Source organism: Psychromonas sp. SP041, from assembly GCF_000470315.2.
Lineage (GTDB): Bacteria > Pseudomonadota > Gammaproteobacteria > Enterobacterales > Psychromonadaceae > Psychromonas.
This window is the reverse complement of sequence record NZ_CBRF02000025.1, coordinates 1-25,576: the sequence shown is the minus strand read 5'-3', so window position 1 is coordinate 25,576 and position 25,576 is coordinate 1. Positions and strand designations below refer to the sequence as shown.

General features: G+C 36.5%; 25 protein-coding genes. 13 read left to right on the top strand and 12 right to left on the bottom strand.

Annotated elements, in window-relative coordinates; all coding sequences use genetic code 11:
• Positions 1-179 precede the first annotated feature (179 nt).
• Positions 180-731, bottom strand: a complete 552-nt coding sequence (locus SP041_RS13915) for a GNAT family N-acetyltransferase (RefSeq protein WP_025562391.1) — start codon at positions 729-731, stop codon at positions 180-182.
• Between the two features lie 483 nt (positions 732-1,214).
• Between SP041_RS13915 and SP041_RS13910 the strand changes: the two genes are divergently transcribed.
• From SP041_RS13910 to SP041_RS13900, 3 genes are all read left to right on the top strand, one after another.
• Positions 1,215-1,643, top strand: coding sequence for a hypothetical protein (locus tag SP041_RS13910; RefSeq protein WP_025565923.1), 429 nt, complete (start codon positions 1,215-1,217; stop codon positions 1,641-1,643).
• Between the two features lie 129 nt (positions 1,644-1,772).
• The gene (locus tag SP041_RS13905; RefSeq protein ID WP_025565922.1) at positions 1,773-2,159 is read left to right on the top strand and encodes a carboxymuconolactone decarboxylase family protein; all 387 of its coding nucleotides are present in this window, start codon (positions 1,773-1,775) and stop codon (positions 2,157-2,159) included.
• Positions 2,160-2,490: 331 nt separating this feature from the next.
• On the top strand, positions 2,491-2,997 hold the full coding sequence (locus SP041_RS13900) for a hypothetical protein (RefSeq protein ID WP_025565921.1): 507 nt from the start codon (positions 2,491-2,493) through the stop codon (positions 2,995-2,997).
• 923 nt (positions 2,998-3,920) lie between these two features.
• Here the strand turns inward: SP041_RS13900 and SP041_RS13895 are convergent.
• The 10 genes from SP041_RS13895 to SP041_RS13850 all read right to left on the bottom strand — a co-directional run bounded on the left by SP041_RS13895 (position 3,921) and on the right by SP041_RS13850 (position 15,581).
• On the bottom strand, positions 3,921-4,667 hold the full coding sequence (locus tag SP041_RS13895; protein WP_037048880.1) for an amino acid ABC transporter ATP-binding protein: 747 nt from the start codon (positions 4,665-4,667) through the stop codon (positions 3,921-3,923).
• An 11-nt stretch (positions 4,668-4,678) separates the two neighbouring features.
• On the bottom strand, positions 4,679-5,758 hold the full coding sequence (locus tag SP041_RS13890) for an amino acid ABC transporter permease (protein WP_025564476.1): 1,080 nt from the start codon (positions 5,756-5,758) through the stop codon (positions 4,679-4,681).
• Position 5,759: 1 nt separating this feature from the next.
• Positions 5,760-6,944: an amino acid ABC transporter permease gene (locus SP041_RS13885; RefSeq protein WP_025564478.1), complete on the bottom strand. Its 1,185-nt coding sequence runs from the start codon at positions 6,942-6,944 to the stop codon at positions 5,760-5,762.
• 63 nt (positions 6,945-7,007) lie between these two features.
• Positions 7,008-8,024, bottom strand: coding sequence for an amino acid ABC transporter substrate-binding protein (locus SP041_RS13880; RefSeq protein ID WP_025564480.1), 1,017 nt, complete (start codon positions 8,022-8,024; stop codon positions 7,008-7,010).
• A gap of 344 nt (positions 8,025-8,368) precedes the next feature.
• On the bottom strand, positions 8,369-10,123 hold the full coding sequence (locus SP041_RS13875; protein WP_025564482.1) for a BatD family protein: 1,755 nt from the start codon (positions 10,121-10,123) through the stop codon (positions 8,369-8,371).
• Positions 10,123-12,216, bottom strand: coding sequence for a VWA domain-containing protein (locus tag SP041_RS13870; RefSeq protein WP_025564483.1), 2,094 nt, complete (start codon positions 12,214-12,216; stop codon positions 10,123-10,125). Before SP041_RS13870 ends, SP041_RS13875 begins: the two co-directional genes overlap by 1 nt.
• The gene (locus SP041_RS13865) at positions 12,206-13,189 is read right to left on the bottom strand and encodes a VWA domain-containing protein (protein WP_025564485.1); all 984 of its coding nucleotides are present in this window, start codon (positions 13,187-13,189) and stop codon (positions 12,206-12,208) included. Before SP041_RS13865 ends, SP041_RS13870 begins: the two co-directional genes overlap by 11 nt.
• Positions 13,182-13,697, bottom strand: coding sequence for a DUF4381 domain-containing protein (locus SP041_RS13860; RefSeq protein WP_025564487.1), 516 nt, complete (start codon positions 13,695-13,697; stop codon positions 13,182-13,184). Before SP041_RS13860 ends, SP041_RS13865 begins: the two co-directional genes overlap by 8 nt.
• On the bottom strand, positions 13,681-14,622 hold the full coding sequence (locus SP041_RS13855; protein ID WP_025564489.1) for a DUF58 domain-containing protein: 942 nt from the start codon (positions 14,620-14,622) through the stop codon (positions 13,681-13,683). The genes SP041_RS13860 and SP041_RS13855 overlap by 17 nt, the downstream gene beginning before the upstream one ends.
• On the bottom strand, positions 14,622-15,581 hold the full coding sequence (locus SP041_RS13850) for a MoxR family ATPase (protein ID WP_025564490.1): 960 nt from the start codon (positions 15,579-15,581) through the stop codon (positions 14,622-14,624). The genes SP041_RS13855 and SP041_RS13850 overlap by 1 nt, the downstream gene beginning before the upstream one ends.
• Positions 15,582-15,825: 244 nt before the next feature.
• On the opposite strand from SP041_RS13850, the gene SP041_RS13845 reads away from it, so the two are divergent.
• The 3 genes from SP041_RS13845 to SP041_RS13835 all read left to right on the top strand — a co-directional run bounded on the left by SP041_RS13845 (position 15,826) and on the right by SP041_RS13835 (position 18,007).
• Positions 15,826-15,966, top strand: a complete 141-nt coding sequence (locus tag SP041_RS13845; protein ID WP_081695378.1) for a TIGR02808 family protein — start codon at positions 15,826-15,828, stop codon at positions 15,964-15,966.
• A 135-nt stretch (positions 15,967-16,101) separates the two neighbouring features.
• The gene (sixA, locus tag SP041_RS13840; protein ID WP_025564492.1) at positions 16,102-16,578 is read left to right on the top strand and encodes a phosphohistidine phosphatase SixA; all 477 of its coding nucleotides are present in this window, start codon (positions 16,102-16,104) and stop codon (positions 16,576-16,578) included.
• Between the two features lie 55 nt (positions 16,579-16,633).
• The gene (locus tag SP041_RS13835) at positions 16,634-18,007 is read left to right on the top strand and encodes an aldehyde dehydrogenase (protein WP_025564494.1); all 1,374 of its coding nucleotides are present in this window, start codon (positions 16,634-16,636) and stop codon (positions 18,005-18,007) included.
• Positions 18,008-18,125: 118 nt separating this feature from the next.
• On the opposite strand, the gene SP041_RS13830 is transcribed toward SP041_RS13835, so the two are convergent.
• Entirely contained in the window at positions 18,126-18,686 is a 561-nt protein-coding gene (locus SP041_RS13830) for a TetR/AcrR family transcriptional regulator (protein ID WP_025564495.1), read from the bottom strand.
• Between the two features lie 176 nt (positions 18,687-18,862).
• Here SP041_RS13830 and SP041_RS13825 point away from each other — a divergent pair, with 176 nt between their 5' ends.
• The 7 genes from SP041_RS13825 (at position 18,863) to SP041_RS13790 (ending at position 25,328) form a co-directional block, all read left to right on the top strand.
• Positions 18,863-19,309, top strand: coding sequence for a VOC family protein (locus SP041_RS13825; protein WP_025564496.1), 447 nt, complete (start codon positions 18,863-18,865; stop codon positions 19,307-19,309).
• A gap of 9 nt (positions 19,310-19,318) precedes the next feature.
• Positions 19,319-20,278, top strand: coding sequence for a pyridoxamine 5'-phosphate oxidase family protein (locus SP041_RS13820; protein WP_025564498.1), 960 nt, complete (start codon positions 19,319-19,321; stop codon positions 20,276-20,278).
• A gap of 482 nt (positions 20,279-20,760) precedes the next feature.
• Entirely contained in the window at positions 20,761-21,093 is a 333-nt protein-coding gene (locus SP041_RS13815; protein ID WP_025564500.1) for a metalloregulator ArsR/SmtB family transcription factor, read from the top strand.
• A gap of 188 nt (positions 21,094-21,281) precedes the next feature.
• Complete coding sequence (locus SP041_RS13810; protein ID WP_025564501.1) at positions 21,282-22,283, top strand: ArsJ-associated glyceraldehyde-3-phosphate dehydrogenase; 1,002 nt, start codon at positions 21,282-21,284, stop codon at positions 22,281-22,283.
• 79 nt (positions 22,284-22,362) lie between these two features.
• Entirely contained in the window at positions 22,363-23,604 is a 1,242-nt protein-coding gene (gene arsJ, locus SP041_RS13805; protein WP_025564503.1) for an organoarsenical effux MFS transporter ArsJ, read from the top strand.
• A gap of 279 nt (positions 23,605-23,883) precedes the next feature.
• Positions 23,884-24,492, top strand: coding sequence for a helix-turn-helix transcriptional regulator (locus SP041_RS13800; protein ID WP_051368523.1), 609 nt, complete (start codon positions 23,884-23,886; stop codon positions 24,490-24,492).
• Between the two features lie 596 nt (positions 24,493-25,088).
• Positions 25,089-25,328, top strand: coding sequence for a hypothetical protein (locus SP041_RS13790; protein ID WP_025564507.1), 240 nt, complete (start codon positions 25,089-25,091; stop codon positions 25,326-25,328).
• Positions 25,329-25,576: the final 248 nt, after the last annotated feature.

The following is a 25,576-nucleotide window of genomic DNA, read 5'->3' as shown; positions in this document are numbered from 1 at the left end:
ACTTAAGTAACCTAAGTAACCTAAGTAACCTAAGCAACCTAAGTAACTCAAGCGACTTAAGTTTTTAAAGGTAATTATGTCAGAATTGAAAGGTGCTGATATAAGCATTCAAAGCAGTTCACTCATTATTTGAGCATAGTCGTCTAACTCGCTTATTGTATTTAATTAGTAGTTGTTCGTTAACGAATAGCTACATACATACCGACTGAAATTCTTCCGTCATAGAGCATTGTTTTTTCAAGTTTAAAATCATTTTTTTCGGCGACGCTTATTGAAGCAATATTGTCTGTTTCAATAAGAGAAATTAAGCGGGTTAACCCCATTTCATTAAAAGCATAAGATTTCATTGCCATTGCCGCTTCTGTGGCTAATCCTTTTCCCCAATAATGCGGTAATAAACGATAACCTAATTCAAGTTCTGCCATTCCTTGTATTGTTTGAGCGAAAAAACCACAAGAGCCAATTAATTGATTCGTTTGCTTATCGATAACGGCTAATAAACTAGGTTCATTATTCTTCGATTTCAACATGCATTGGTCGATAAAAATCTGGCATTTTTCTGCTGAATAAGGGCCATTAAGCGAAAATCGCATCACAATAGGGTCGCTGAATAATTGATAAGCTTTTTCAAAGTCATTACTTTGGAATGGACGTAAAATTAGTCTTGCTGTAGTTATCGTAGTTATCGTAGTCATCGCCGCTATATCTGTTGTACCTGTTATATCGCTCATTTTTATCGCTTTATATTCGAGTTATTAAGTTTATTAAAGTCATTTTAAAAAATCACTTGGACTATCGATGATACTGCATGGCTATAGGATGCTAATACCAAAAGAATTAATAAGGTGATCATTCTTGCTGGTTAAAATCACCCCTAACTGCGTTGTGAGTTTTGAAGTGAGAACAACTATCCTCTACAACTCACGCCTTATTAGTGTTAATTTTTCCTGCGCAATCTCTGATCACTTATTTAATTCCATTGGTATAATAAACCCTTAAGTAATAAATAAAATAGGACGGTATTGTATTTTATCTATTACTTTTTATTTAAGCTTAGCGAAGTCAATCTTAAGAAAAGCAAAAATTGATCTGTAATATTATTGTCTCACATTTTAATAAAAGCCTTCAATTAAGCATTTACATTTAATTAAATCTAAATGATACTTATTATCATAATTTAAATTATTTGGTTTTTAAATGTAAGGTGAGGTTTTATGGATGTATTTAATAATGTCGTACCAGTTGATTTCTCAACCTATGAAAGTAATCACTTCTTTCATACTGAGCGTTATCATAGAGAAGCAATTTATAACTTTGAGAAAAAACTAAGCCAGGAACCTAAGTGTGTTGAAGTGCTATGTGATTGGATTGCGAGCTACCATGAACTCGCTTTTTTATATGAGCAAAAGGGCGCGGTTGACATGGCGCAAAAGTGCTTGCTTATTCCACATCAGTCGATGCTTTACATGGCTCAAGAGCATAATGGTGATGTAGAGCAAGAGCAAATTGCAATAAGAGCGATCAGTATTACTTTGCCTCCTTTATTAGAGTTTGCCAATGAACACCCACCTTGCGAAAACTGTATGAAAGAACTGCAGTCACAATTAATTATGATTCAAAAGAATAAGAAAAAAGATCATTGATCTATTAAAGGTAATAGATAACAGACCGATCTCATTCTTTATTAAAAAAATATACTTGACTTAGAGTTTACTCTAAGTTGTACAGTATTCCTTCATAGCATCATTTATCGACAATAGAAGGAATAAATAATGGACAATCAACGTTATCAATCAGGCCTTAAAAAATTACATGAAATTGATGGTGAAGCAGGTCAAAAGGTGATCGATAGTTTAGCAGCCATTTCGCCCGACTTAGCTAAATACACCATTGAATTTCCTTTTGGGGATATTTATCAACGGCCAGGATTAGATTTAAAGAGTCGAGAGATCGCCACTGTGTCAGCATTAACTGCCATGGGAAATTGTGCTCCACAATTGAACGTACATATTCATGCTGCTTTAAATGTAGGCTGTAAACCAGAAGAGATTGTTGAAGTTATTATTCAAATGGCTGTTTATGCTGGGTTTCCTGCTGCTCTAAATGGGATGCTGGTGGCTAAAGAGGTTTTTATTGAACGTAAAATAATTCAAGCTTAACTATTAACGTTAATAAGAGTGATTTATTATAGAAACGATGAACATTTCAGTAAAAATTATTTTAAAGGCTACCAACTGTACAAGCAATATATGATGAGTGCATTTTGACTTATAATTAACGTATCAGTTATGAGCAGATAGTCTATTTAATGCGTTTTAATAAGGCAGTCAATAGTAAGCTGTAAACTATAAATTAAGTTGTCAGCTTACTTTTTTATTACTTTTTGCTCGTTATTCTTTGAGCACTGTTCCTTCATTATTCAACTACTTTCATGGTTAAATTAAGCCTATGAGTAAATCACTTTAAGCTTTAATTTTAATAGGTCATTTAATGCAACGTTTCGAATATTGTAATGCTAAAGATTGTGCACAAGAGTTACTGGCCTTAGGGCAAATTAACATGAAAATGTGGTATTTATTTGAATGGTTAACTGAGCATGATGAGTTACGTCATGGCACCCAGGCTGAAATGATTAAGTTATATGTTGATGAAGAGTTGGTTGCTTATAGTTTATTAGAAAATTATGAAGCGGCTACAGATAAAAAGAAGTGGCATGAAGGTGTATTGTATCAAGATTTAGGAGTCATACACTTTGTCACACTGCCTGTGCATCGTAAAAAAGGCTATGCAAGCTTAGTTGCTGATGAGATGTACACTAAGGTCATTAAACCCTTGTTAGCACGTTATAATGATGTTCATGCCTATATAACGGCTACTGAACGTGCAGTGCCTTTAATGCAGCGTACTGGTATCGATTCTTCTCATTTAGTCACACAGTTTTATTCAGACCTGACATTTAAACAGAAAGTAGTTAATCAAATAAACCCAACTCTCTGATTTGAGACCTACTCATTACTAAATCTTAATTAGTGTAAGTAAAAAGAGATTAACCACGAAGGAAAACGGGTGGAGTCATCATTTTTCTTAAAATAAATAATTGGTTTCTCTTTGTGTCCTTTGTGTAGCGTTTCGTTGTGATCATTCTTTTAAAATCAAAAGCGGTTTTACCACGAAGGCACGAAGGGTAAAGAAGGAAGGTCAAAAAAATGATTAAAGAATAATGTTAGCTTTTCTTCGTGTCCTTCGTGTAGCGCAGCGCTTCGTGGTGATCATGTTTTGAAATAAAAAGCGATTTATTAAGAAAAGATGAAAAGTAAGGATGAGTAAGTCAAAGCGTATTTTAAAAACAATATTGTTGGTTCCTCTTCGTGACCTTCGTGACCTTCGTGACCTTCGTGTAGCGCAGTACTTCGTGGTGATTCTGTTTTTAAATCAAAAGCGGTTTTACTACGAAGGCACGAAGGCACGAAGGGTAAAGAAGGTAGGTCAAAAAAATTATTAAAGAATAATGTTAGCTTTTCTTCGTGACCTTCGTGTAGCGCAGCGCTTCGTGGTGATTCTGTTTTGACATCAAAAGCGGTTTTACCACGAAGAGTGAAGAAGGGAAGGTTAAATATTTTATTAAAAGAGTAATTGGTTTCTCCTCGTGTCCTTCGTGTAGCGCAGCGCTTCGTGGTGATCATTCTTTTAAAATAAAAATCGATTTACCACGAAGGCACGCAGGTAAAGAAGGGGTGATCAGAGTATGTAACTAAAATAACGTGTTCTTATTTTTGAGTATTTTATTGCTGTTTTATAGCACCTTCTGGTTTCTTAATGTTTGTAACATTGAATATACTTTTCCATAGACACAAAAAAGGGCTAATCATTAGCCCTTTTTATTTTATGCATAAACTAAACTTGAATCTAAGCCTAAAGCACTAGTGCGATAAGATTTGTTCCAAGAAGGTTTTCAAACGATCTGATTGCGGGTTATCAAAGAATTCATTAGGTTCATTTTCTTCAATAACTTGCCCTGCATCCATGAAAATAACTCGGTCTGCTACTTTTTTTGCAAACCCCATTTCATGCGTTACACAAATCATAGTGATACCTTCGTCAGCTAGTTCGACCATTACATCTAATACCTCTGACACCATTTCAGGATCCAGTGCTGATGTTGGCTCATCAAACAACATGATTTCAGGGTTAATACATAAGCAACGAGCAATCGCTACACGTTGTTGCTGTCCACCAGATAATTGATTTGGATACTTATGTGCCTGCTCTGCGATTTTTACACGCTCGAGATAGTACATAGCTGTTTCAATTGCTTCTTTACGTGGTTTATTGTGTACCCATGTAGGTGCAATTAGTAAGTTTTCTAACACTGATAAATGCGGAAATAAATTAAAGTGTTGGAATACCATACCTACTTGTGAACGAATATGGCGTACTACTTTTACATCTTCAATTAACTCAGTACCATTAATATTGATGCTACCTTCTTGGAACTTTTCCAAATGATTTAAACAACGAATAGTCGTTGACTTACCTGAACCCGACGGGCCACAAATAACGACTTTTTCGCCTTTTTTAATATCTAGGTTTACATCTTTTAGTACATGGAAATCACCATACCACTTGTTGACGTCCTTCATTTTTATCATAGTTTCTTGGTCTGACATGACGATTCCTTTTAATGCTCGGTGTTAAATTTGCGTTCAATCGATTTTGAATATTGTGACATTGAAAAACAGCATACCCAGTAAATAAGCGTTACAAAAACATAACCTTCTACTTCGTAGCCTAGCCAATTGGTATCACTGTTAGTCAGTGTTACCATTGCTAAAATGTCGAATAAACCGATGATTAAAACAAGTGTTGTATCTTTAAATAGTGAGATAAATGAGCCCACTAAGTTAGGGATAGAGATTTTTAATGCTTGTGGAAGAATAATTAAAATCATTCCTTGCCAATAGCTTAAACCTAACGCTTCACTTGCTTCATATTGACCTTTTGGTATGGCTTGTAAGCCACCACGTACTACCTCAGCGATATAAGCCGCTTGGAATAGTGTGATACCAATGAGTGCGCGTAATAGCTTATTAAATTCAATACCATCATGGAAAAATAAAGGTAATAAAACCGATGCCATGAATAGAATTGTAATTAGTGGAACACCACGTACAAATTCAATAAAACCGATACATAAGGTTCTAAGAATTGGCATGTTAGATTGACGTCCTAGTGCTAATACCACTCCAATAGGGAAAGAAGCAATAATACCGACAGCAGCCACTAGAATGGTCAGCATTAAGCCGCCCCATTTTTCTGTTTCTACTACTTCTAAACCAAACCAACCACCGCTGATTAAAATAAAGCAGACAACAGGGAATAATAAAATACCTGCGATTTTAACTTTAAGGTTTTTGATATATTTAAAAGAAAAAACAAAAACAATACTAATAATAGCGACTAGGTTAGGGCGCCAATGTAAACTTTCAGGATAAAAGCCATACATAAACTGATCGAATTTCTCGATGATAAATATCCAACGAGCACCACTATTAACTACTTCATCTTGTGTACCGCTCCACGTCGCATTGAATATCATCCAATCTAATAGTGGCGGCACAATGCTGTAAATCACGTATAACCCAAATAAAGTAAACAAACTACTTTTAACATCTGGGAATAGATTTTCCTTTAACCAAAAAATAATGCCTTTATTTGCCGTTGGAGCTGGCTTGGCTTCTTTCATTGTATAAGTTGCCATTTTATCGTCCTTTTATAGCCATTTTGGCATTAACCCAGTTCAATAACAGTGAGATAAGAATACTGAAAGTGAGATAAACAGCCATGGTCATGAGTATGATCTCTATTGCTTGACCTACTTGGTTTAATGTTGTGCCTGAGAATAGGGTGACTAATTCAGGGTAACCAATCGCAGTTGCTAAGGATGAATTTTTAGTTAAGTTTAAAAATTGATTAATAACAGGAGGAATGATCACACGTAATGCTTGAGGTAAAACTACTTTAGTTAAAATCACATAGTCTTTTAAACCCAATGATTTAGCCGCTTCTTTTTGACCTTTTGGTACTGCTTCAATACCTGCACGTACCGCTTCTGCAATATAGGTTGCAGTGTAGATACTTAACGCAAATAATAATGCGAGTAGCTCAGGGATAATGGTTAAGCCGCCGTTAAAGTTAAAGCCTTTAAGCACTGGGTATTCAGCAGTGATAGGCTGACCAGCGATAAAGTAAACTAATGTAGGTGCTAATAGTAAAAGTGCAATTGATACTTTAAATATTGGGAACTCTTGGCCTGTATCATTATGGCGTTGACGAGACCAACGAACAAGATAAATGACAGCGACAATGGCTAGTACAAAGGAAATAATAACTGCGCCACTTCCACTCTGAAGAATAGGTTCTGGCAGTAACAAGCCTCGGTTATTTAAGAATACGCTGTCTAAATAAACGAAACTTTGGCGTGGACTTGGTAAGGCTGCAAGTACAACGTTATACCAAAATAAAATTTGTAACAAAATTGGAATATTACGAAATGTTTCAATATAAACAAGTGCTAGCTTAGACATTAAAAAGTTGCTTGATAAACGAGCAACACCTAATAATAAGCCAATAATTGAAGCGAAAATAATCCCTAATACAGATACAAGAAGCGTATTTAATAAACCAACGATAAATACATCCAAAAAGGTAGATGTTCCATCATCGTAAGGAATAAGCGTTTGGCTGATACCGAAGCCAGCTGTGTTGTTTAAAAACGAGAAACCAGTGGTAATGCCACGGCTTTCAATGTTATCAAACATGTTATTTGCAAAATAAAATGCAAAAAATACAACGAGTGCTAAAGCGAGAATTTGGAAAAAAATTGCGCGGTGTTGAGGGTTGTTTAACAATCCTTTACCGTCTACTGGGAGCTGTTTGTTTGTCATAATGTGCCTTTTAATCAGCTAGGAAAAAGGGGAAGAGAGACTTCCCCTAGAGACTGGTTAAAATTAACGAATTGGCATTGGGTACATGATCCCACCTTGATTCCATAGTTTGTTTAAACTACGTTCAATTTGAATCGGTGAGTCTTTACCTACATTTAGATCATATGATTCAGCGTAGTTACCTACTTGCTTAACAATTTGGTAAGCCCAATCATTTTTAAGACCTAAATCTTCGCCTGTTTTACCTGTAGCACCTAATAAACGTTTGATACCAGGATTGATTGATGATTTTAGCATTTCATCAACATTGCTTGATGATACACCTAGCTCTTCAGCTTCAATTGTTGCGAACATAGTCCAACGAATAACATTAAACCAAGCATCATCACCTTGACGTACAACAGGACCTAGTGGTTCTTTAGAGATTGTTTCTGGTAAAAGAATTGCTGATTTTGGATCATCAAGTTTAATTCTTAACCCTGCTAATTGAGAGCGATCTGAAGTTACTGCGTCACAACGACCTTTTTTGAAACCATCAATTGTTTGACCAGATGTATCATAAGTAACGGCTTTGTATTCCATACCGTTAGCTTTAAAGTAATCTGTTAAGTTAAGCTCAGTTGTTGTACCCGCTTGAATACAGAAAGTAGCACCATCTAGCTCTTTAGCTGAATTTACACCTATGCTTTTACTTACTAAGAAGCCTTGGCCATCGTAGTAGTTAACACCAGCAAAGTTTAAACCTAGAGAAGCGTCACGAGTAGCAGTCCAAGTTGTTGCACGCGCTAGTACGTCAATTTCACCACTTTGTAATGCAGTAAAACGCTCTTTAGCCGTTAATGGGAAGTATTTTACTTTACTTGCATCGCCTAAAACCGCACTTGCTACTGATTTACAAAAATCTACATCTAGACCTTTCCATTCACCGTTAGAGTCTGCCGCAGAGAAACCAGGGATGCCTGTAGAAACACCACACTTAAGTACGCCTTCTTTCATAACATCTTCTAATGTACCCGCATGAGATAGCGTTGGTACTGCAGCTGTAAGACCAAATAATAGAGCTAGCTTTGTCACTTTCATTGTATTTTCCTTGTGGCTTAAAATAATATAAAAATTAACTATGAATATATAGGTAACGTTATATAAAACGGTATTCATATAAAGTGAATTTGCAACTTGCATGCCACTTTATATTTTAAACAATATCCATATCAAACAGATAGAGCAATTTGCATGCCATCCATATATTGCACCTGATTCATCATAAGTTAGAGCGGTACTATTACTAGTCCTTCAAGGGGTTATGTATCGAATTCTTTGATTTGAGTCATGTTTCAATGCTTTTTATGGCAAAAAGTGAGTATGAAGCTTCATTTATGAGCAAATTAATCGAAAATTAATCTACTCATAAATGTGATGGTCCTCTAAGGGTTGAGGTCGGTGATGTGATTAAGATCGCTTTGGCTTGTCACTTGATGGTGCAGTTTTATTAATATTAATAGTTTTTCTGCATCCCAATGGTGCGTTTTTTCAGAACAAGCGAGTTCTAATTGTTGTAAATTTTCTTGAAGTTGTTGTTTATGATCTTCACTTAAACCTGTAAAAGAACTGATTTGTTGCAGTAATTTTATATTTGGTTGTTGAGTTTGAAAATATCTTAATAAAGACGCATACACATCATTTGGTTTCGCTTGCTTTAATACGCTTAATAACGCCTTATATTGCTGGCTTTGTGAGTTAGCTCGTTTAGGTTCTTGCATTATTACTTTATTACTTCTAGCAACTTTAAGGTGATAAAAGCTTAATAAAATCAATAATAATAACAGTACTAAAGTACTGATCTGCCATATGATTAATTGTGTCGACTGATCATCACTATTGCCATTACTATCTGTATCACTATTTTTTTGTTGTGCCGCCGCTGTTAGATCTGATTGATCAGTGCTGCTTTCAAGGTCGCTATTGTTGCTGCTATTGTTACTGCCATTGTTAACGTTCGTTGTATTATTGCTCACCGGTGAAGGTTTAATCGTTAATGTTTGAGCAAGTAACGTGGCAAATTCTTGTTTCTCTGTTTTGCTATTCCACCATGCAATTTTTATTTCCGGTAATATAAGTTGTCCGCTTTTATTAGCGATAATGGCGTGTGTAATTGTTCGTTGGCTATATAAAGTGCCATTAATAGTGCCTTGTTTTAAATCGTCTTGATCAGGGTAGTAGCGTAATGAACTATCATAATTAAGTTGGATTTCTGGTATTTTATCGAGAGCGATTGAAGCAACTTGTAAACTTATGCTACGTGTAATTGGGTCGCCAACAAAATACTCTTTGTCATGTAAGTCATTATTTTCTATTAAACGAACGTCTTCACTGATTAACCAATCTCCTTGAAAATTAGCAGGCATCTCTTTGACTGATAGCGCTAGGTCATTACCTCTGATATTAATCGCTTGAGTTACTCTTCTTTGTTGATAGCTATTAACTTGCTGTATTTTTTGTACTGCACCGGTTAATAAAGGGGAAGTGATGGATACTTCACCTGAGGTTGATGGCGTGATGGTGTATTGATAAGTAAATACCTGATAGCGCAAACCATTACGTACAATTTGACTTGCTGGCTGATCTAGAACGACTTGTTCGATGTTAGCACCTTCTAATATAGGTGCTTGTACATCGGCGTTAGAAATATTTTCAGCCACATATATTTTACTTTCTAATATAACGGGTTGATCAATATAAACTTTGTTTTTATTAATGGTACTTTCAATGAAGATAGTATCGTTTGCGGTCGATTGCTGTTGTTTACCTGGTTTATTGACTTCAATTTTTATGGCTTGCGTAGACACATCACCTATTTTAAATGAAGGTATGGTTAATTCACCTAACTTTTTAGCTTGTAAACGTAGTGACCACGTTATTTGCTGAGTAAACTCGCCATTAATATAAGATGTTTGTTGGCTACGAGAAGGTCTACCTACAACGAAGTTATTGTTTAATTCACTTGTATCAAACTGGTAGTCAGACCCAGTTTCATTGACTTCGACGGTTAATATAAAAGTATCACCAAGAAAAACACTATTACTATTCACAGAGGCCGTTGCTTGCGTTTCTGATATAGCTGGCATGCTGAAGGTGACTAAAAGTAGAATAATAGTTAAACATTTTTGTAAGAACTGCATTACCAGATTTCTCCATTATTGTTTTGTAAAACAGGTTTATTTGCTGCTCGTTTTCGATATTCAAGTCGCATTTTATTGCGTAATAATAAAGAGGGGTCATCGGGCATATTTTTTAACCAAATAGGCAGTTCTTCATACTCTTCATTTTTTGTTAAATCTTCTTCTGAAGGAGTTAGATTTACTGCTTTATCGGTTGGTGACTCTTCTTGCTCAGAAGGTTCATCTGATTGTTTATCTGATTGTTCATTTGACTGGGCAATAGAAGATTGTTCTTGTTGCTCATTTTGGTTCTTTTCCTCAGAAGATGGTTGTTGATCTTGCTGCTGTCCATCCTGTTGTTGACTATCTTGGTTTTGTTGTTCTGAGGATTGCTGCTCAGAAGATGGTTGTTGATCTTGTTGCTGTCCATCCTGCTGTTGACCATCTTGGTTTTGTTGTTCTGAGGATTGCTGCTCAGAAGATGGTTGTTGATCTTGCTGCTGCCCATCCTGTTGTTGACTATCTTGGCTTTGTTGTTCTGAGGATTGCTGCTCAGAAGATGGTTGTTGATCTTGTTGTTGCCCATCTTGGCTTTGTTGTTCTGAGGATTGTTGCTCAGAAGGTTGTTCTTGATCTTGTTGATCAGAAGATTGCTGCTGCTCATCCTGCTGTTGATTATCTTTATTTTGGTCTGAAGACGATTGATTTTTTTGTTGCTCTTGCTGTTGAAGTAGCTTTTCAACGGCTGCTTTATTAGCCAATGCTTCCTTGAAGTTTGGGTTTATTGCTAATGCATTATTAAAGCTAGTTAATGCTTGTTCATATTTTTGCTGCATGGCTTGTGTATTACCTAAATTATAAAATGTATTTGCATCACCTGGATTCGTTTTTACTTCATTTAAATAAACAGTTTCGGCCTGCTCATATTGTTTGTTTTTAAACAGGGCGGCGGCTTTCCAAGACGAGTCTTCAAATACTTGACTGGCTTCTTTATAATTTTTATTTTGAAATGCTTGATAAGCATTCTGCTGATCGTTCTCCCAAATAGAGGCTTCTACTTTAGGTGTCGTTAAAGGTAACATCACGGTTAACAGTAGGGCATAAAAAACACCTTTTCTAAAGAATAATAAAAACAATGGTATCAATAGTAAACTTACCCAATACCCATCATCTATAGGTTGCTTATTATCTGTTTTAGTTGATGACTCGCTATCCTCTTTTTGTAATTCCTTTGTGTCATAGTGTGCTGCTAATAATTGAATATCTTGACCTGACACATCAAAATCTAATAACAAACCATCACTCATTTGTGTCACAGGGTATAGCGTATTTCTATTAAGTTTAGGGATAACGATGTTGTCATTTGAGTCTTTCAATAAACTACCATCGTTTAATTTAATAGCGGCACCTTCTTTGGTCGCCATTGATAAAACAGAGACCATCCATTTTGTTCCTTTTAGCATCTCTTGCATTTTTTCTTGGCTATCTTTATCAAATCCATCACTAATAAAGACAATATGTCCTTGTTGGTATCCGGCATTTTTTAATAATGAGATTGCTTTTTGTAATGCTAAGTCTGGTCTTGAACCTCGTTCAGGCATTAAATCTGGAGAGAGGTAAGGGATATGGTTAATAATTGAATTACTGTCCGTGGTTAATGGTGTAATAGTAAAGGCGTCTCCCGCATAGGCAATTAATGCTTTATCACCTTCAGTCCATTGTTTTAACAGGTCAATTGCTTTGTATTTTGCACGGCTTAATCGATTTGGCTTTATATCAGTGGCATACATTGAAAAAGACAAATCAAAGGCAATGACTTGTGCTTTTTGCAATTCATAAACGGGTAGCTTAACACTGCGAACATTCGGCCCTGACAAAGCGATACAAGCAATAATGGCAAGTAAGTTTAATGCTAAGCGATTGCTTTTGGTGGTTTCTGGTAAGGTAACCAAATGCTCACTTAAATGGTTGGCAATAATACTGGTTTTTTTGTATTGATTACGTTGATGGCGCCATAAGCTGATCGCGACAACAATAATGATACCCAGTAACCAATAAGGACGAAGAAATTCTAGTGGTCCAAAAGTTGTATCGAGAAGGTTATTAAAGTTCATCTTCACCTCTTAGTTTTAACGAGATAACAACGATTAATAAAAGGCTGATAGCCAATGAAAGGGGCCAATAAAAAAGGTTCTTCTCAGGTCTAAACTCTAAGAACTCACTGTCAACAGGTTGTAGTTTGTTGATAGTTTGGTAGATTTTTTGTAAGTCATCCTGGTTTCTCGCTCGAAAGTATTGGCCATCGGTCAATGTGGCTATTTCAGTCAATGTACTTTCATCTAAATCTGCTGATGGGTTAACTCTTTCATTACCAAAAAAGCCTCGTTTCATCATTGAATCTGCACCGATACCAATCGTGTAAATTTTAATGTTGTTTTTTGCCGCTTGTTTAGCTGCTTCAATAGGCTTGATGCTACCCGATGTATTTGCCCCATCAGTTAATAGTATTAAAACACGCTGCTCATTTTTATTTTCAACGAAACGTTTAATCGCCATTGCAATAGATTCACCAATCGCAGTGCGGTTACCTACTAAGCCAATTTCAGTTTCATCGACCATGGTTGATACCGTATCGACATCAAAGGTTAATGGGGTTTGTAAGTAGGCATGATCTGCAAATAAAATAAGCCCTAGTCGATCGCCTTGACGTTCTTTAACAAAGTCTTTAACAATAGATTTAACTAACGTTAAGCGATCTACTGTTCGACCATTTAATGGCATATCTTCTTCTTGCATACTACCTGATAAATCTAAAGATAAGATCATATCGCGGCTTTGCTGTTGAATTCGAATCGGCTCATCAAACCAAATAGGCTTAGCGATAGTTAAAAGCAATAAAATCCATAATAACCAAGGAACCGCAACACTAATTAAAGGATTCTTTTTTGTAGATGTTTGTTGCTGTAAACCTTGCGCTAATGGGATCCATATTTGTGTAAAAGATTGTTTTTTAGCTGCTAAGAAATAACGAACTAACAAAGGAAGTGGTATAAAAAGTAATACCCACCAGTAACTAAATTCAAACATGTGTTTTACCTGCTGAAGGCTGATTACCCAAGGTTAACTTTTGATGTGCTTTAACTTGGCTTGGAAATGATTTTATCCATTTTTTAGCAGAGGCAAAGTCGTTATCCGTACAAGCTGAATTGTCTTTATATAAACGTCGACAGAATTCCTTTTGATCATTAAATAGCGGCGTATTTTGCTGGGAATTATGCTCTTGTAAAAATATAAACCATGCTTGCCCCGTAATAGAGGCGACATGTTCTCGCGGATAATAATGTAAACATACCCCTTTCAATAATTGATTCAACTGAGCAAAACTCGCATTATCTTTTTGCAACTGGGCTAATGATATTAATGCTTGCTTGATCATTCTTTGTTTATTGATGTTATGTTTTATAAAAATAACAGTTAATACAATAACGGCAACAATCGCCGCTAATATTAACCAATAAATAGGTGCAGGAGGCCATGCAGAAGGTACGTCTGCGGGAATAATAATTTGTTCAAAAGGGTTACTGGGCGTAGGCATTGAATTGTTCCAATAATGGGATGGAAGAACTAATATGGTAATGTGCAATCCCATATTTCAATAAGTTATTTTCCATTAACTGTTGGCGTTGACTTGCCGCTTCCTGATATGACTGTTGTTGACGTTGGTTTTTTAAAAAACCACTGCCAGTCATAGAGTTTATTTTTAAACTCGTTTGTAATACTTGTTTAGGTAAATGAGATTCAAGTGGGTCACTTACTTGCCAAACAGTCACTTGGTTATGGCGACGCATAAGGTTAATTAATTTATAACAGGCTTCATCTAATTGTGAAAAATCACTAATTAAATGTACTTGGCTTCCTGTTTGTACTAAATGTGAAAGTCGTTTCAATTGTAATAATAATGATTGTTGCTGTTTGGTTTTAAATGCGACGTTTTTACATAACATTTGGCTTTGGTGTAAAAAAGCCATTAATCCTTTACTGCGAGAAGTCGGCTTTAACTCTGCCACTTCTTGTTGATTAAAAACAATGCCTCCTAATCTGTCATTACGTTGTTTCGCTTGCCAACTTAATAGAGAAGCTAAATGACACGCTTGTACTGACTTAAAGACAAACTGACTACCAAATACCATACTGTCTGAAACATCAACGAGAAGGAAAACAGGGCGTTCTTTCTCTTCTTGAAATAATTTAGTGTGCGCTTTACCGGTTCGCGCTGTCACAGCCCAATCAATTGCGCGTACATCATCACCGGGTTGGTAATGACGCACTTCGGCAAACTCCATACCTCGCCCTTTAATATTCGCTAAATAATTACCAGAGAGTTGACGTGATGCAGGCAAACGTTTGGCATTAAGTGATAATTTACCATGTTGTTTGTAACTGAGTAGTTCAGCTAACTGCAAATCAACCCCCGTGGTATAGGGGGTATTAGTAAAAATAGCGGGAATGTGAGTGTTCATTATCCTGCGATCGCCACCTGGTTAATGATTTCTTGAATAACTTGGTTAGCATTCACGCCTTGCGCTTCGGCTTCGTAACTTAGGATAAGTCGATGACGTAATACAGGGTATAAGTTACTAATAATATCTTCAGGCATTACGTAGTCACGGTCATTCAACCATGCACGAGCTTTGGCTGTGCGCATTAACGCTAATGTTGCACGTGGGCTTGCGCCATAACTTACCCATTGTGACAGTTTCTCGCCAAAACGAGCTGGCTCGCGTGTCGCGATAATCAAGTCAATCAAGTATTGCTCTAAGTGAGGCGCAATAGTGACTTTCATGACTTCTTCACGCATGCTGAATATTTGCTCGTTCAACAATGGGGTCACTTCAGCGACTTTCTCTTTTAAAATCTCTTTTTGATTTAACTGTAAGATTAAGCGCTCAGTGTCAGCATCAGGGTAATCAAGCTGTATATGCATGATGAAACGGTCTAATTGTGCTTCAGGTAACGGATACGTTCCTTCTTGCTCTAATGGATTTTGTGTTGCCATGACTAAGAACAATTCAGGTAGCGGGTAAGTGGTTTTACCAACGGTCACTTGGCGCTCTGCCATCGCTTCTAACAATGCGGATTGCACTTTTGCAGGTGCTCGGTTAATTTCATCCGCTAATATCAAGTTATGAAAGATAGGCCCTTTTTCAAAAATAAACTGTCCTGTCTCTTGACGGAAAATATCGGTACCTGTGACATCTGAAGGTAATAGGTCTGGTGTAAATTGGATACGATGAAAGTCACCTTCAATACCATCAGACAATGCATTGATAGCACGGGTTTTTGCTAAACCTGGCGGGCTTTCAACTAAAATGTGTCCATCGGCTAATAAAGCAATTAATAAGCTATCAACAAGCTCACTTTGCCCTAAGATCATTTGATTTAAATAGTGACGTAATTGATTTAATTGTTGTTTTGCCATTGTGGGTATCTACATTAAGTTATTGTATGGAAGAAAATATACTGCCAATAGAGGGCAACTTCAAGCACCAAAAGTTCCTAAAACGAACTAAAAAACATAAACTTTTTATAACGAATAAGATTTATTCTTGTAATAGATCAAAAGCTTTGCTGAAAAAGCCCCTTTATTCTTTTCTTTGAGCTATATTGAAGTATCATTTGTATGAGCAATAGAAGTCATTATTTAATTTTATTAAGGAACGGCAATGAGTGAATTAGAATCGATCATTTGGCACGTATTAGGTTACATGGCGATGCCAACCATTTTTATTGCAGGTTTTTGTGCTGTATTTATTGCGGCCGTAGGTATTTTAAAAATGTCTGGTGATACACCAGTAAAAGATTAATAAAAATATGGTTGATGCTAGCAATAACTCTATTTACTGGTTATTGAATCATGACTACTTAGCGACCATGACTACATAGTTATTATAAGCTCTATACTTTATTGTTATGGGGCTTTTTTTGTTCAGGAGAAATGAATGCAAATATATATAATGCGCCACGGACAGGCGGAAATGATGGCTTTTTCAGATGCTGAACGTAATTTAACGGATATTGGTCGTGAAGAATCAGAGTTAATGGCTAAGTATCTTATTAAAGAGGGCGTGACGTTAGACGCTGCATTAGTGAGCCCTTACGTAAGAGCACAACAAACTTGGCAGTCAGTTAGTCCCTTTTTTGAAGGTGTGACTAATATCCAAGTGTTACCTTGTTTAACGCCTAGTGGCAGTGCACGAAAAACAGTAGACGAACTCTTAGCTTTACAGGCAGAAGGGGTTAAATCTGTATTACTGGTTTCACATTTACCGTTAGTGGGTTATATCGTTGGTGAGTTAGCGCCAGCTGCAGGTGTACCTGCTTTTTCTCCATCAGCGATTGGCCACATTACATTGAGTGATGAAGATGGTTTTGCAGAGTTATTAAGCCTAACGACTGTATCCCAAGTTAGCCAATAAGCATTGAAAGTTATTACCTTAATCATTAATACTAAGTTTGTTCATCATGTTTTTAATGAATAAATACGAACAAAGTATTCAAGAGCAACGTGATTTTTTTATTGCTCACCTGCCTTTTTCTTTCGATTATCGAAAGCAACAACTGATCTCACTAAAAGAGGCCATTCAGTACTATCAAGAAGATTTAAATGAAGCATTAGCGCTCGACTTAGGAAAGCCTGAGTTCGAATCTTACATGACAGAAATTGGATTGGTTCTACATGAAATTGACTTGGTTGTTAAACAATTAAAACACTGGATGAAGCCTAAAAAGGTAAAGTCACCTTTATTTATACAACCTGCTAAAAGTTATATTCACCCCTCGCCGCTGGGTGCTTGTTTAATCATATCTCCTTTTAATTATCCCGTGTCGCTAACTTTATCTCCCTTAATAGCTGCACTTTCAGCCGGAAATTGCTGCACAATAAAAACCTCAGAACTAACACCCAATGTCAGTCTTGTTTTAAAAAAGCTCATTGATTCAACATTTGCAGCTAATTACGTTAATTGTATTAATGGAGGCGTTGAAGAGGTGACGGCTTTACTCGCCCAAAAATTTGACCATATCTTTTTTACTGGCAGCACAGAAGTCGCTAAGTTAGTGATGAAACAAGCCGCAGAGCATTTAACACCGGTGACGCTAGAGTTGGGTGGTAAAAGTCCTTGTATTGTTTGCGCCGATGCGAATATCGATATTGCGGTAAATCGTATTGTTTATGGAAAGATGCTGAATGCAGGGCAAACCTGTATTGCGCCTGATTATGTGTTGGTCGACGATTCAGTTAAAGACTTATTCCTAACAAAAATAGCACAACGTATTGAGTCTATTTATGGCTCAGATGCGAGTAAAAGTGAAGATTTTGGTCGTATCGTCAATGAAAAACATGCATTACGAATTAGTGAGTTAATTGATTTAGATAAAGTGATTGTTGGCGGGCATGCAGATATTGAAAGACGTTATATTGCACCGACGGTAATGGCGAATGTAACGCTAAATGATCCTATCATGCAGCAAGAAATATTTGGTCCAGTTTTACCTGTGATTAGTTTTTCAGAATTAGATGACGTGTTAACCATTGTTGGTCAGTTATCTCATCATCCTTTAGCGGCTTATATTTTCAGTGAAGACAAACAGGTTCAACATTCATTGTTATCCAACATTCAAGCTGGTGGTGTTGTGGTGAACCATTGCTTACAGCACGCTGCAAATCCTAATTTACCCTTTGGTGGCGTTGGTAACAGTGGCATTGGTCGTTATCACGGTAAATTTGGATTCGACTGTTTTTCTCATCAAAAAAGCGTATTGAAAGCGGCAACTTGGCTTGATCTCTCCTTTGTTTACCCTCCTTATAAGGGCAAACTGTCTATGCTGAAAAAGCTGTTAAAATAACTTCTAAAAATCCCAGCTATTTAGGCTCATCTTTTTAAACCAATGCCTTTAAGCAATTATCTTTAAACCAATACCTTCAAAACAATACCTTCAAAACAATACCTTCAAGCAAATGCCTTTAAAGTAGATGTTTAGCCATCTCTTTTGCAATCAATGCAGACTGTTTCATTCCGCGAGTGTGGGCCATTACAATAGCACCTTCAATCAATAAACCTACTTGATCTGCTTTTTGCTGACTGACTTGATTATTTTCTTTCGTCGTTAACTGTTCAGCAATAATATTTACAATGATTTGTTTGTGTTTTGCCGCGAAGATATTAATTGGATGATTGGGATCGGCGTACTCAGCACTGACATTAATAAAGTTACAGCCAAAGAAAGTGTCACTATTAAACCATTCATTTAAATCATCAAAAATAAACAACACGTTATCAACCGGATCAACATATTTTTGGCTTTTATTATCTTCAATTTTAGCCTGCAATTTACTAACTACCTGCTCATGACGAAGTTGTAATGCTGCCAATATTAACGCTTCTTTACTGCGAAAGTGTTTATATAGTGTTGCTTTTGAAACGCCTGATTCAGCTAAAATTAAATCAATACCCGTTGCATGGTAGCCAAACTGATTAAATAAAATCAGTGCCGTATCGATTAAATGTTGTTTTCTTGGTTGCATATTATTGGTTGTCCTTTTAGCTACCGATTTTTATTAGACGGTACATGATAAGCAAATTATAACCAATTTAAACTTGACGTAAACAGTTCTGTTCACTTATAGTGGTGAACAGAGTTGTTCACCTTGTTTTTCAACTACACTTATTACAACAAAAATTAACTAAAAGGCTATTTATTATGTGTTCTACAAAATCAACAGAAAGCAGCAATGCGGCAACCGTTACAACAGAAATTGGTACTTCAGGTATTCACCACTTAGGTTTAACTATTCCAGATATCAAACAAACATCCGATTTTTTTATTGAACAACTAAACTTTAAAAAAGTAGGGGAAGTGCCTGCATACCCTGCTATTTTTGTATCTGATGGAACGGTAATGTTAACGTTATGGCAGATCAAAGACGCTGAGAACACAGTTAAATTTGATCGTACAAAAAATGTAGGGCTTCACCATTTTGCACTAAAAGTGAACACCATTGAGCAATTAAACGCGTTATATCAAAATCTACTTAAACTTGAAGATGTTGAGATTGAGTTTGCACCTGAAGCATTAGGCGATTCACCTTTTGTACACATGATGTGTTTGATACCTGGTGGCGTTAGATTAGAACTAATCAGCGAGTAAGGTACTTTTATGAATAATACAGTGGCAAACAGTTGGCATCACGGTGAGTTAACTGCACAAAAACGAGTGGGTACTGAACAACGTATGGCTGAAGTGGGGCCTAAATTCATTCGTGAATTGATGCCTCAACAACATCGAGATTTTTTTGAATCGCTAACCATGATGTTTATTGGCTATACAAATTTTCAGTCGCAGACTTGTGCCAGTGTATTATTTGGTGAACCGGGTTTTGTTTCATCACCAGACCCAAGTAAGCTGGTGATTAACCTTCAATATTCGATAGGCGACTTTACGAATCAAAGCGTTAAAGTTGGCGATAGAATAGGTTTGCTGGGTCTTGAATTTCAGTCAAAAAGACGTAATCGCATCAACGTCATTGTCACCGATATTAATCAGAAAAGTTTAACGGTCAAAGTACTGCAAAGTTTTGGGAATTGTCCTAAATATATTCAACCTAAAACATGGGCTTTTAATCCTGACTATCAACGTTTTCCTTCGATAACAGAAGTGGCGTTAGACACTAAAATAAGTACCGATAAAACCATAAAACAGATGATTACCAACGCAGATACCTTTTTTATTGCGAGCTGTTTTGACGATGGAGAGTTGTTGAATAATCGTGGCACTGATATTTCTCATCGCGGTGGAGACGCTGGATTCGTAGAGGTTAATGAGTCAGGCCAATTATTAATTGAAGATTATTATGGTAATGGCTTTTTTAATACCATAGGCAATTTATTATTAAATCCAATTGCTAGTTTATTGTTTTTCGATACTCAGCTTGGCCATGCAATACAAATAACCGTCTCTGCAGAAATATTATGGAATGACGATCAAGCAGTTGATGATGGCAATAAGCAAAAGGGGACAATAAGTAATAAAGCAGATGTTAACCAAGTCAGAATGTTGTGTTTCACACCTATCAAAATAGAACATTATGAGAATGGGTTTGCCTATTTACAAAAGTAGAGACGGAGAGTGGAGTTATACAGCATTATTTACAGGGTCTACAATCCGAATAATAGTGAACTGAGCTTCGTTAGTTAAACCTCAGTTAAATCTAAATCTAAATCTAAATCTAAATCCTAAACCAAGCCCTAATAAAAACATAAAGAAATAATGCCTTAATGTTGAGTCGTGTGATTTAGCTTTCATGAATTTGCTTTTGTTTAAAACAAAGCCGTTAAACTAAAAAGAACCGCTAACCTAAAAATAGTCGTAAAATTTTAGATCATATTAATAAACGTTGGCTTATTTATTTAAAGACAGAGATGACATAAACATTAATAAATACTCCCACATATCTCATTTCATTCATGTACTCCTATTCAATGACTTCAACTATAATAGCCATTATTTTTTAACTATTTAAAGGCAATCTGAAAATAATGTCTTGAATTATAATTTTGAATGTTTAATATATATGGATATTCGTATATGTGGATGTTTTTATGTTACCCCATCAGTTTTTTAAAATGTTATCCGATGAAACACGTTTACGTTGTTTGATCTTAATTGCGCGAGAAGAGCGAGTCAGCGTTGGTGAATTATGTGTTGCTCTTGAACAAAGCCAACCGAAAATATCCCGACATTTAGCTATCCTACGTCAATCAGGTGTATTGCTAGATCAACGAGATGGTCAATGGGTGTTCTACATTGTTAATTCAGAGTTACCTGGATGGATGCGTAAAGTCATTGCTGGTTTGACAGCCTCAAATTGCTTAAAAGCAGAGTACCAACAAGATATTGCTAATTATCAAGTAGCAAAGTTAGTGAGTAAATAAACTGCAAAGCTAATGGCTACATTGTTACAAAGTTAGTTAAAAAGCTAAAAGCTAAAAGTTAAAAAGTAAAAAAGTTACAAAAATTGCAGGAGTTACTCATCAGTAACTAAAGCGTTAAGCAACTAAACCTGTCAGTAGTGACAACAAATACAACGTTTATTAACATCATCAATAGAGTGAGAAGAGTCATGACAATTAAAGTAGGCATAAATGGATTTGGGCGTATTGGTCGTTTAGTAATGAGAGCTTCATTTGACTGGCCAGAGATTGAGTTTGTTCAAATTAACGATGTCGCTGGCGATGCTAAAACCTTAGCGCATTTATTAGAATTTGATTCAATTCAAGGTCGCTGGGCACATGCCGTTGAAAGTACAGACAGCACAATGACCATTGCAGGTAAATCAATTGCAATGAGTCAACAGAAAGACATTGATGCCGTTGATTGGTCGGGGTGTGATGTTGTTGTTGAAGCAACAGGTGTACACCGTGAAAAAGCGTTACTAGACAAATATATCGCACAAGGTGTAAAACGAGTAGTGGTATCTGCACCCGTAAAACATGCTGATGTTGCTAACATCGTAGTAGGTGTAAATGACCATGTCTTTAATGCTGAGCTACATAAAATTGTAACAGCGGCGTCTTGTACCACTAACTGTTTGGCACCTATTGTAAAAGTTATTCATGAGAAAATTGGCATTACTAATGCTGCTTTCACCACTATTCATGATTTAACTAATACACAAACTATTCTAGATGCACCGCACAAAGATTTACGTCGAGCGCGTGCTTGTGGTATGAGTTTGATCCCAACCACAACTGGCTCTGCAAAAGCAATTGTTGAAATATTCCCAGAATTGAAAGACAAAATAAACGGTCATGCTGTTCGCGTTCCATTAGCTAATGCATCGTTGACAGATATTGTTTTTGAATTAGACCGCGATACAACCGCAGAAGAAGTAAATCAATTATTATCGGATGCTTCAGAAGGCGAGTTAGCTGGAATATTAGGCTTTGAAACACGACCTTTAGTGTCAATTGATTACCGTGGCGATCAACGTTCAACGATAGTTGATGCATTATCGACCATGATGATTGGCAAGCGCATGTTAAAAATCTACGCGTGGTATGACAATGAAATGGGCTACGCAACACGTACTGCCGAGTTAATGAAAAAAGTTGGGTTAGCCTAACGCTATCTAATTTAGCACTCTTTATTTTAATGCTATTTATTTCACCTTAAGGCATTTGCTCAATTTAGGAAACGAAACAATGAAATGGTTTTTACAACTTGATAAATCATTGCGTCAGTATTTATTAGTCACCTTTAATTATTGGAATTTTACGGTAACCGATGGTGCATTACGTATGTTGGTGGTGCTGTATTTTTATCAACTAGGGTACAGTCCTTTAAATATCGCTTTGTTGTTTCTTTTTTATGAGATCTTTGGCGTAATAACTAATCTAGTAGGTGGGTGGTTAGGCGCGAGAATCGGCTTGAATCGCACCATGAACATTGGTTTAGCGATGCAAGTGATTGCGTTGTTGTTACTCACCGTGCCGAGTGAATGGTTAACCATTCCTTGGGTAATGATGGCACAAGCATTATCGGGTATTGCTAAAGACCTCAATAAAATGAGTGCTAAAAGTGCGATTAAAACACTCATACCTCATAACCAACAAGGTAAGCTTTACCATTGGGTTGCAGTATTAACGGGATCTAAAAATGCCTTAAAAGGTGCTGGTTTTTTCATTGGTGGTTTATTGCTAACGCTGGTGGGTTTCCAAATTGCTTTGTTAATAATGGCAGTGGTATTGGCAGCGGTCTTTATTCTGAGCTTAATGTTTCTTGAAGGCGATTTAGGTATAGCAAAAACCAAACCTAAATTCAGTCAAATGTTTTCAAAATCCGGACCTGTGAATATCCTCTCTGCAGCACGTTTATTTCTATTTGCATCACGTGACGTATGGTTTGTTGTGGCATTGCCTATTTATTTAGTCAGTATTTTTGGTTGGTCGCACTCTATTGTCGGCGCTTTTTTAGCCGCATGGGTCATTGCTTACGGCATAGTGCAAGGTTTTGCGCCTAAAATAACCGCATACTTTTCGAAAGAGGGCACAACACCGGACGGTAAAAGTGCGATGTTTTGGTGTCTGTTATTAGCCGTTGTTACTGGTGTGTTAGCGATCGGTATCGAACTCGAATGGCAAGTACAATGGATGATCACCATTGGTTTATTGATTTTTGGCGCAATCTTTGCCGTTAACTCATCACTGCATTCCTACTTAATTATTAGCTACGCAAAACAAGATGGTGTGTCATTAGATGTAGGTTTTTACTACATGGCCAATGCAATGGGGCGCTTAGTCGGCACCGTACTATCGGGATGGGTTTATCAAGCTTATGGCTTTGCCGCGTGCTTATGGATCGCCTTTGCATTTTTGGTGATCACTAGTGTGATTTCATTAAAGTTGCCTGTTCAGAAAAGTGATGTAAATAACTTGAACAAGTAACTTGAATAGCTAATACGAATGGTAAAGTCGGTTAAAGCATCTTTGATGCACTACAGAACTCAGAAAATAACTGACATTCTCTTATAAATTAATATGTGTTTATACACAGATCGCCATCATTCCGTACTTTTGTTATTAATACGGAATGATTCGGCTTAGTTACACTGTTAGCCCTCTGCCGTGAAACTGTCGTAATACTGTCACAAAGGTGACGTAACACAATTTATCTAAATCTCTGATAATGCAGTTACTAAATAACTGATGAAGAGGAATAAGAATATGAATATGAATATGAAAATTAACGTTAAACTAGTAAAAATGCTAAGAACAGAAAAGTCTTGGTCGCAAGACCAACTAGCGATGGTATCTGGAATAAGCTTGAGAACTGTTCAACGTATTGAAAAAAGCGGAAACTGTGCATTAGAGTCGAAAAAAGCAATCGCATCAGCTTTTGACATTAAGGCATGTGAGCTTGACCTGAAACACGAAAACACTGCTTTTTCTGATGAAGAATCGAAGAATGTTTATTTTCGGATAGAGAATGGAACAAAATTATCTGAAATTATTGGTGGAGCTTGTGGGTATAAATTAAGTCACGATGATCCAAAATCTAAAGAGGAAGCTGAACTATTGTCTTGGAGTGCACAATCTATTCAAGATTGGGGAGGGATCTGGTCAAGTCTAGAAAGTGGTGAGAGGATTGAGGCTGCATTTGATCTTTCTGAATTAATTAAAGCTTTAGAGCTAAATGGTTTTTGGGTTTTCGGTGTGCGTTCTAATGAAGAGTCTAATCTTATAGGTGGTGATAAATGGCCTGTTGCTAGTGTTTTTTTGATACAAGAGGATAATCCTAAAATTATAAAGTTGAACTTAGAAGAAAAGGGCTAATCGGGTAGCCGGAGGTATCTAACCTCCAGCCCCACACCAAACTGTATGCGGCTCCGCACAGGGCGCTTTGTCTTATGATGAATAGTGAATATTAATCCACAAATCCTTTAATGACATCAAACCTTGTCTGGCTAAAAACTCATTACTGATCGCACTATTGATCCCTTTGGTTTTCGAACTACGACACGGTCCTTTACTCGTACTTTTTATAAATCCACTGGCACAAAAAAATGGCTAAACTGTCACTGACACCAAGTTTGATCAATGGTCTCTCGTTCGTCCGTGGTTTTCACGATTACCGCCACTTTTATTTATGGGAAAGACATGCGCAGTCGACGGCAGATCTAATGAACAAATTCAATCGTCAATTGGTCGCCTTTGACTTTGGGGCGCTGACTTTAGTCTGCATTCTTTGCATGTGTGTGTTTTCTTTTCTTCAAATGTCTCACGTGGGAATACAAAGCTTTTAACTTTTGATTGGTTTATTTATTTTAGTACTCTATTATCAAATTTAAATAAAATAGAGTATTCCGTTTACCCATCGGAAATACGAAATTATTCTATTTAATGACACTGTTAGACGTACAGGAGTTTCTATGGATTGGTTATCGAATACGGAAACCTATGAGATCATGAGAGTGTTAGCAACCGAGTATATTTCTGAAACTGATTTACCTAAAACTATAACTTTAATTGACCAAGGAGAGGCTAATGGGCTTTTTCCAGCAGGTAAGTGGTTATTGCATGATCTTGATACCTCCCGTAATAGAACAGGTAAGCGACTTAGCCCTGAACATGCCAAACTCTATAAACAACTTTGTGAACATTGCATTTAAATTCGGCACACATAACAAACCAGAGTAATGTCGCGCAGACTTGTTCATTTTTTCAGAGGAGCGAGAAGTTAAGGAATAGTTTACATTAACGGAAGGGCTCAGCCCTTAACTCAATAAATCTCGCATATTTAGCCCTCTAATCCCATTTATGACTCAATTTAATCAATTAGTTAATAAAAACAAAATAATCTATTTAATCTCAAGTAAATGTAAGCTACTGTCATTTTTATTTAAAATAAACAGGCTGA